This is a genomic window from Stenotrophomonas sp. SKA14 (genome assembly GCF_000158575.1).
Lineage (GTDB): Bacteria > Pseudomonadota > Gammaproteobacteria > Xanthomonadales > Xanthomonadaceae > Stenotrophomonas > Stenotrophomonas forensis.
In genome coordinates, this window is the sequence record NZ_DS999412.1 from 2106779 (window position 1) to 2114298 (window position 7520).

7 protein-coding genes are annotated in these 7520 nt (G+C 67.4%); 4 read left to right on the forward strand and 3 right to left on the reverse strand.

The features are described 5' to 3' along the window. The first annotated feature begins 65 nt into the window (after positions 1–65). From mutL to SSKA14_RS09595, 3 genes are read left to right on the forward strand one after another with little or no spacing between them, the layout of a single operon-like run. Positions 66–1970, forward strand: coding sequence for a DNA mismatch repair endonuclease MutL (gene mutL / locus SSKA14_RS09585; protein ID WP_008267647.1), 1905 nt, complete (start codon positions 66–68; stop codon positions 1968–1970). 11 nt (positions 1971–1981) lie between these two features. After that, a complete protein-coding gene (locus SSKA14_RS09590) occupies positions 1982–2911 on the forward strand; it encodes a DUF1684 domain-containing protein (RefSeq protein ID WP_040007383.1) in 930 nt (309 codons plus the stop codon). Position 2912: 1 nt separating this feature from the next. Beyond that, on the forward strand, positions 2913–3875 hold the full coding sequence (locus SSKA14_RS09595) for a TraB/GumN family protein (protein ID WP_008264684.1): 963 nt from the start codon (positions 2913–2915) through the stop codon (positions 3873–3875). Between the two features lie 75 nt (positions 3876–3950). On the opposite strand, the gene phaR is transcribed toward SSKA14_RS09595, so the two are convergent. The 3 genes from phaR to gluQRS form a co-directional block, all read right to left on the reverse strand. Next, positions 3951–4496 (reverse strand): polyhydroxyalkanoate synthesis repressor PhaR, encoded by a 546-nt coding sequence (gene phaR, locus SSKA14_RS09600; protein WP_040009542.1) that lies wholly within the window; start codon positions 4494–4496, stop codon positions 3951–3953. Between the two features lie 183 nt (positions 4497–4679). Further along, a complete protein-coding gene (gene phbB, locus SSKA14_RS09605; RefSeq protein WP_008268709.1) occupies positions 4680–5420 on the reverse strand; it encodes an acetoacetyl-CoA reductase in 741 nt (246 codons plus the stop codon). A 17-nt stretch (positions 5421–5437) separates the two neighbouring features. Next, the gene (gene gluQRS / locus SSKA14_RS09610; RefSeq protein ID WP_040007384.1) at positions 5438–6358 is read right to left on the reverse strand and encodes a tRNA glutamyl-Q(34) synthetase GluQRS; all 921 of its coding nucleotides are present in this window, start codon (positions 6356–6358) and stop codon (positions 5438–5440) included. 93 nt (positions 6359–6451) lie between these two features. Here gluQRS and htpX point away from each other — a divergent pair, with 93 nt between their 5' ends. Next, positions 6452–7318, forward strand: a complete 867-nt coding sequence (htpX, locus tag SSKA14_RS09615; protein ID WP_008266459.1) for a protease HtpX — start codon at positions 6452–6454, stop codon at positions 7316–7318. The last annotated feature ends 202 nt before the right edge of the window (positions 7319–7520 follow it).

The following is a 7520-nucleotide window of genomic DNA, read 5'->3' on the forward strand; positions in this document are numbered from 1 at the left end:
TGCCGGTACCCCGTCAGTCGAGCATGGCTCGACTCTACCCTGGGCCGCTCCGTTATCATCCCTGCATGACGTCTGCTGCCCATCCGCGCCCGATCCGGCCATTGCCGGACATCCTGATCAACCAGATCGCCGCTGGCGAAGTGGTCGAACGTCCTGCGTCCGTGGTCAAGGAACTGGTCGAGAATGCGATCGATGCCGGAGCCAGCCGCGTCGACATCGATCTTGAAGAAGGCGGCGTGCGCCTGATCCGCATCCGCGACAACGGCAGCGGCATCGCGCCGGAGCAGTTGCCACTGGCGGTCTCGCGCCATGCCACCAGCAAAATCGCCGATCTGGATGATCTTGAGTCGGTGGCCACGCTTGGTTTCCGGGGGGAGGCGTTGCCGTCGATCGCCTCGGTCAGCCGCTTCACCCTGGCCTCGCGCCGCGCGCACGACGAGCACGGCTCCGCGCTGCAGATCGAAGGCGGCAAGATCGGCGAAGTCACTCCGCGTGCGCATGCACCGGGTACCACCGTGGAAGTGCGCGAGCTGTTCTACAACGTTCCGGCGCGGCGCAAGTTCCTGCGCGCCGAGCGCACCGAACTGGGCCATATCGAAGAGTGGCTGCGCTCACTTGCACTGGCGCGGCCGGATGTCGAACTGCGCGTGTCGCACAACGGCAAGGCCTCGCGCCGCTACAAGCCGGGCGATCTGTATTCCGATGCGCGGCTGGCCGAAACGCTGGGCGAGGACTTCGCCAACCAGGCCGTGCGCGTGGACCACAGCGGTGCCGGCCTGCGCCTGCATGGGTGGATTGCACAGCCGCACTATTCGCGTGCCAGTGCCGACCAGCAGTACCTGTACGTCAACGGCCGTTCGGTGCGCGATCGCAGCGTCGCCCACGCGGTGAAGATGGCCTATGGCGACGTGCTGTACCACGGTCGCCAACCGGCCTATGTGTTGTTCCTGGAACTGGACCCGACCCGGGTTGACGTCAACGTGCATCCGGCCAAGCACGAGGTGCGCTTCCGTGATTCGCGGCTGGTCCATGATTTCGTCTACCGCACGCTGAAGGACGCGCTGGCCGACACCCGTGCCGGCATGTCGGCGCAGGAGATCGGCGCCTTACCTGCGCATCCGGTGGATGCGGCCACGACACCGATGGCGTCCAGCGCAGGCGCTTCTGGATTCGGACTGGTGCGCGGTCCTGCGCCGGGTTCCGGCTCAGGCGGCGGGGGGGGATTCTCAGGCTGGCGACCGCAGCAGCCGCTGGGCCTGCAGGTGGCCGATGCGCCGGCCGCCTATGCCGCGTTGTATGCCGCACCGTCCGGTGCCGAACGCGGGGCGACACTGCCGCCGATGCCGAGCGAGAATGGACTGCCGGTGACCAGCGCCGATGCGGGTGTGCCGCCGTTGGGCTATGCGATCGCGCAGCTGCACGGCATCTACATCCTGGCCGAAAATGCCGAAGGCCTGATCGTGGTCGACATGCATGCGGCGCACGAGCGCATCGGCTATGAGCGCCTGAAGAACGCGCATGATGGCATCGGCCTGCAGTCGCAGCCGTTGCTGGTGCCGATCACGCTGGCGGTCGGCGAGCGCGAGGCCGATACCGCCGAAAGCGAAGCCGAAACGCTGGCCGCACTCGGCTTCGAAGTGACCCGTGCCGGCCCGGGGGCGCTGCATGTGCGCAGCATTCCGGCGCTGCTGGCGCATGCCGAACCGGAAGGGCTGCTGCGCGACGTGCTGACCGACCTGCGCGAACACGGCCAGAGCCGGCGCGTGGCGAGTGCGCGCGACGAACTGCTGTCGACCATGGCGTGCCATGGCGCAGTGCGCGCCAATCGGCGCCTGACCGTTCCGGAGATGAACGCGCTGTTGCGCGACATGGAGATCACCGAGCGGTCCGGCCAGTGCAACCATGGTCGGCCGACCTGGGCCCGTTTTTCGCTGGCGGAGATCGACCGCTGGTTCCTGCGCGGACGTTGAGGGGAGCATCGATGCGTTATCGGGGAATGGGCGGCCTGCTGGCCGCCGTGGTGCTGGCCGCGTGCAGCCCGGCGACACCGCCGGCGCCGACGGTCGCTGAAGATCCGGCGTTCGCCGCCGCGCAGCAGCAATGGCGCGTGGCACGCTACCAGGACCTGACCCGTCCCGATGGCTGGACGGCGCTGGTCGGCCTGCACTGGCTGCAGAACAAGTCGCACTTCGTCGGCAGCGGCGCCACCAACGGCATCCGCCTGGCGGTCGGTCCGGGCAAGCTGGGCCTGCTGCGCCGTGAGGGTACCCAGTGGTGGTTCACGCCGGAGGCCGGTGCCGAGGTCAGCCGTGAGGGCCAACCGGTACGCGGTCGTATCCGCGTCGACACCGACAAGGATGCACAGCCGACCCTGTTGTCTTTCGACGCTGGCAAGGGCCAGCTCAGCATCATCCGCCGCGGGCCGCGCGATGCACTGCGGGTCAAGCACGCCGATGCGCCGGCACGCCGCGATTTCGCTGGCCTGGAGTACTGGCCGGGTGGCCCCGACTGGCAGGTGCAGGCACGCTTCATCGCGCACCCGCCGGGCAAGACGCTGCCGATCGTCGACATCACCGGCCTGACCACCGAGATGCCCAATGCGGGCGCGGTCGAGTTCCAGCGCGATGGCCGCAACTGGCGCCTGGAAGCGATCGGTGCCCCCGGGCAGCCGCTGTTCCTGATCTTCGCCGATCGCACCAGTGGCCGCGGCAGCTATCCGGCCGGCCGCTACCTGGACACGGATGCCCCCGCTGCCGACGGCACGGTGCGCATCGATTTCAACCATGCCTACAACCCGCCGTGTGCGTTCACCGCCTACGCGACCTGCCCGCTGGCGCCACCGGAAAACCGGCTGGACCTGCGCGTGGAAGCGGGCGAGAAGGCCTACCACCTGCCTGAAGGAGAAGGCTGAAATGCCGATCAGAGACCTGTTCCGTGCCGCGACCCTGCTGCTGGCCTGCGCGGTCGCACCGCTGGTTGCGGCGCGCAATGCGCCTGCCGTTGACCCGGCAGCTGCCGCGACCGCCGCTGCCAAGCCACCGGTGCCGCTGCTGTGGAAAGTGACCGGTCCAGGCGATTCGCGCCTCTATCTGCTCGGTTCGTTTCACCTGCTGAAGCCGCAGGACTACCCACTGTCGCCGGATGTCGAACAGGCCTTCGAGGCATCGCAGCGCATCGTGTTCGAGCTCTCGCCGGAAGACATGCAGTCACCACAGCTGGCCAGCCGCATGGTGCAGGCGGCGGTCCGTACCGATGGCAGCGAACTCAAGCGCGATCTGGATGCGGCCACCTGGCAGAAGCTGCAGGGGTTCGCGGCGCAGAACGCGCTGCCGCTGGCGCAGATGCAGGGCATGAAGCCCTGGTTCGTCGGCCTGAGCATTTCGATCGGGCAGATGCAGAAGCTGGGCCTGGACCCGGCGCTGGGCCTGGATCGCCATTTCATGGAACGCGCGCAGAAGACCGGCCGCAAGACGGCCGGCCTGGAAGACATCGATACGCAGATCGGCATGCTCGATGGCATGACAGTGCAGGAACAGCGGCAGATGCTGTCCGAGGCGCTGGACCAGGCGGGCAAGGGCGATGAGCAGGCGCGCCTGCTGCACGATGCCTGGCGCCGGGGCGACGAACGCCTGTTGTGGACCAAGATGGCGGCGGAAATGCGCCAGCAGTATCCGCAGCTTTACCAGCGCATCAATACCGGCCGCAATGACGCATGGGTGCCGAAGCTGCTGCCGTACCTGCAGGCCGGGCAGGGCGGAACGCTGGTGGTGGTCGGCACGCTGCACCTGCTCGGCAACGATGGCGTGGTCGAGAAGCTGAAGGCCAAGGGCTACAAGGTCGAGCGTGTGTGCACGGGGTGCAAGGCCAAGCGCTGAGGCATCGCGGGCGCGATGCATGAAAAAAACGGCGCGCCCAGGGCGCGCCGTTTTCGTATCCACTGCGCTGATGGCTCAGCGCCGGGTCTTGCCGCCGGTGCCGCTTCCCGGTTCGTTGGGCTTGTTGCCGGTACTGGAGCCGGTACCGGTACCCGTTCCGGTGCCGCCCGGACGCGGGCCACCGAAACCGCTGCCCATGCTGCGCTGGAATTCCTGCCACAGCTCCAGGTTGCGCTCGGTCAGCTGGTTCATCATCGCCCACGGGGTCTGCCCGAGCAGGTTGCCCATCTGCTGGCGGAACTGCTGCTGCTGGTCGAGGAAGACCTGCATGCTGCGCTCCAGGTAATTGCCCATGAAGCCCTGCAGGGAATCGCCGTAGAAGCGGATCAGCTGGCTCAGCAGCTGGGTGGACAGCATCGGCTCGCCGTCCTGTTCCTGGTCGGCGATGATCTGCAGCAGGACCGATCGAGTGAGGTCGTCGCCGCTCTTGGCGTCGCGGACTTCGAAGTCTTCACCGTCCAGGATCAGCTGGCGCACGTCCTCGATGGTGATGTAGCTGGAGATCTCGGTGTCGTAGAGACGGCGGTTCGGATACTTCTTGATGATGCGGGTCGCAGCCATGAAGCGGTACTCGTCACAGTAGACGCGCAGCATGGCGCAGTGCAGCAGCCGTTGCAACCGCCTCAGCCCCCGCCAGGCTTGGCTTTCGGTGGCGATCATGTTGCGCAGCAAGGGTTTGCGTGCTGCGCAGCATGACCATCGGCAGGGGGCCGCCGTGGCGCGCGGCGACGATGCCTGCGCGGCTTACCAGCCCATATGGTGGCCGCCGTTGATATCCAGGTTGCTGCCGGTGATCCACGCGGCCTCGTCGGCCACCAGGAACGAGACGCCGTACGCGATTTCCTCCGGCTTGCCGAGACGCCCGGTGGGGATGTCGGCGATGATCTTGGCGCGCACGTCCTCCGGCACCGCCATCACCATGTCGGTCGCCACGTAACCGGGCGAAATGGTGTTGACGGTGATGCCGAAGCCCGCATTCTCGCGGGCCAGCGAGATGGTGAAGCCATGCATGCCGGCCTTGGCGGCGGCGTAGTTGGCCTGGCCGTACTGGCCCTTCAGGCCGTTGATCGAGCTGATCTGGATGACCCGGCCCCAGCCGCGGCGGCGCATGCCCTCGATGACCGGGCGGGTGACGTTGAACACCGAATTGAGGTTGGTGTTGATCACATCGTGCCACTGGTCCACGCGCATGCGATGGAAGGTGGTGTCGCGGGTGATGCCGGCGTTGTTGACCAGGATCTCGACCGGGCCCAGCTCGGCCTCGACCGCGCGTACCAGCCCCTCGGCGCTGTCGGGGTCGGAGACATCGCCGGGGAAGATCGACACCGTGTAACCGCGTTCGGTCATCGCCCGCTGCCAGGCGCGCGCCTTGGCTTCGTCGCGGTAATTGGTGGCGACCCGGTGGCCCTGGTCGGCCAGTCGTTGGCAGATGGCGGTACCGATGCCGCCGGTTCCGCCGGTGACCAGTGCGACGCGAGATGTCATGGAATGCTGTCCGGGTATCAGGTGGGGGAAGGGGGATTCTGCAACATCGGCGTGGAAAGTGCGCCGGGCGGCAGCAGGATGTCGGTGCGCGGCAGGCGCGCCGGGACGAAGGCCCGTTGTGCGGAGGCCAGCAGGGTATCCAGATCGTGTGCCAGATCCAGCGCCGCAGGGGCCTGGCCGAGCAGCTGCCAGAGCTGGCGCAGCACCGGCAGCGGGCGCGCAGTGTCCACCGGCAGCGCCGCCAGCGACTTGGACAGTTTGTGGCCCGGCGCATCCAGCAGCAGGGGCAGGTGCCAGTAGCGCGGCACGGCGAGCCCGAGTGCCTGTTGCAGCAGGATCTGCCGCGCGGTGGAGTCGAGCAGGTCGGCGCCGCGCACCACTTCGGTCACGCCCTGCGCGGCATCATCGACCACCACCGCCAGCTGGTAGGCCCAGCAGCCGTCGGCACGGCGCAGCACGAAGTCGCCGACCTCGGCATGCACGTCCTGCTGCTGCGGGCCGCGCAGTCCGTCATCGAACTGCACGACGCTGCCGGCCGGTACACGGAAGCGGACGGCGGGGTCCGGTCGTGTCTGCCGTGCAACGCAGCGATGGTGAATGCCGCCACTGGCGGCCAGTTCGCTGCGGCTGCAGTGGCAGACGAAGGCCAGGTCACTGGCCAGCAACACGTCCAGGGCCGCCTGGTAGGCCTCGCCGCGCGTGCTCTGCCAGAGGATCGGACCGTCGTGGACCAGGCCGAACGCGGCCAGTGCCTGCAGTTGCGACGCCGCTGCACCGGGTACGGTGCGCGGCGGATCAACGTCTTCAATGCGCAGCCGCCACAGGCCGCCGTGATGGCGGGCGAGCAACCAGCTGCCGAACGCGGCGAGCAGGGAACCGGGGTGGAGCAGGCCGGTCGGCGAGGGCGCGAAGCGGCCACAGGGAATGGGGGAGGTCATGCTGGCTGAATCGTCGGTCAGGTTGGCGCTTGAATTCAAGCTGACCACACCGCAAATTGACCGGTATCGACCCCTTCCGAGCCGGATTTTCCCATGTTTACCCGCATTGCCCTGTTCCTGGCGACCAACTTCGCGGTCCTGATCCTCGCCAGCATCGTGATGTCGCTGCTCGGGGTCAATCCAAGCCAGATGAGTGGCCTGCTGGTGATGGCCGCGATCTTCGGCTTCGGTGGCTCCTTCATCTCGCTGCTGCTGTCCAAGTGGATGGCCAAGCGTTCCACCGGCGCGGTGGTGATCACAGAGCCGCGCAACCCGACCGAACGCTGGCTGCTGGCCACCGTCGAGCGCCAGGCCAAGGCGGCCGGCATCGGCATGCCGGAAGTGGCGGTGTATGAAGGTCCGGAAATCAATGCCTTCGCCACTGGTGCCAACCGCAACAACGCGCTGGTGGCGGTGTCCACCGGCCTGCTGCACAACATGAGCGAAGACGAGGCCGAAGCGGTACTGGGCCACGAGATCGCCCACGTTGCCAACGGTGACATGATCACCATGGCGCTGCTGCAGGGCGTGCTGAACACCTTCGTGATCGTGCTGGCCCGCGTGGTCGGCGGCATCATCGACAGCGCACTGTCGGGCAACCGCGAAGGCGGCGGCCGCGGCTTCGCCTACTACATCATCGTGTTCGTGCTGGAGATGGTGTTCGGCCTGTTCGCCACCATGATCTCGATGTGGTTCTCGCGCCACCGCGAGTTCCGTGCCGACGCCGGCGGTGCCTCGCTGGCCGGCCGCCAGAAGATGATTGCCGCGCTGGAGCGCCTGCAGCTCAACCACGGCCAGAGCACGCTGCCGACCCAGATTGCCGCGTTCGGTATTGCCGGTTCGACGGCGAAGAAGCTGTTCATGAGCCACCCGCCGCTGGAAGAGCGCATCGCCGCGCTGCGGGCGTCGACGGTGGCGTAAGCCTCCGTACTTTCACGGTAGTGCAGGAACGCCTGGCCTCGCGCCGGGCGTTTTTGTTTGCGCGCTGGAGATTCGTTTCCGCGACCGCGGAGGGGTGTCACTTTCTTTGCTCGTGCAAAGAAGGTAACCAAAGAAACACGCCGCCGGCCGCGAGCCGGTGCTGCGCACCGGTACCCTGCGCTCCTCGGCCCGTCGAGGGACG

Bases quoted from the DNA above. Each gene is read 5' to 3' on its own strand.
- gluQRS (WP_040007384.1), bottom strand. From the start codon at position 6,358: ATGACCTCCCCCATTCCCTGTGGCCGCTTCGCGCCCTCGCCGACCGGC.
- SSKA14_RS09590 (WP_040007383.1), top strand. From the start codon at position 1,982: ATGCGTTATCGGGGAATGGGCGGCCTGCTGGCCGCCGTGGTGCTGGCC.
- SSKA14_RS09595 (WP_008264684.1), top strand. From the start codon at position 2,913: ATGCCGATCAGAGACCTGTTCCGTGCCGCGACCCTGCTGCTGGCCTGC.
- phaR (WP_040009542.1), bottom strand. From the start codon at position 4,496: ATGGCTGCGACCCGCATCATCAAGAAGTATCCGAACCGCCGTCTCTAC.
- phbB (WP_008268709.1), bottom strand. From the start codon at position 5,420: ATGACATCTCGCGTCGCACTGGTCACCGGCGGAACCGGCGGCATCGGT.
- mutL (WP_008267647.1), top strand. From the start codon at position 66: ATGACGTCTGCTGCCCATCCGCGCCCGATCCGGCCATTGCCGGACATC.
- htpX (WP_008266459.1), top strand. From the start codon at position 6,452: ATGTTTACCCGCATTGCCCTGTTCCTGGCGACCAACTTCGCGGTCCTG.